Genomic DNA, 352 nt, shown 5'->3' on the forward strand with positions numbered 1-352 from the left:
CGTCGTTCTGACGTTGGGGAAGCACATCAGCGGAACCTAATAAACGTCGTCAGCTTATCTTCTGATGAGCACCCGCGGCACCGACTTTTTGTACAAGTGGATTTCGGCCAACGTCCCCGAGACCGTCGGCGCTGACATCATCTCTGTTGCCGAGCTCACCCAAAAGCTATTCGCTGACGCCAAAGCGATCGGCATCAGTAGCGTTGAGATCGAGGAAGAAACCGGGAGTGTGTACGAGGCTCTTCTAGACGCGATCGTACACCACGATGCCGGCTTAGCTGAGTGAAGCAATCCATGACCAGCGTCTGGGTCGCATTCTGTTTCGTCGGCGTCGTGGTGGCACTGGTGGTGG

At 56.0% G+C, this 352-nt stretch carries 1 protein-coding gene; it reads left to right on the plus strand.

What is annotated here, in order from left to right; all coding sequences use genetic code 11:
- Positions 1 to 64 precede the first annotated feature (64 nt).
- A complete protein-coding gene (locus AC04SH_RS35010) occupies positions 65 to 286 on the plus strand; it encodes a DUF768 domain-containing protein (RefSeq protein ID WP_477345641.1) in 222 nt (73 codons plus the stop codon).
- The last annotated feature ends 66 nt before the right edge of the window (positions 287 to 352 follow it).

It is taken from the genome of Mesorhizobium sp. CNPSo 4688 (genome assembly GCF_057784295.1).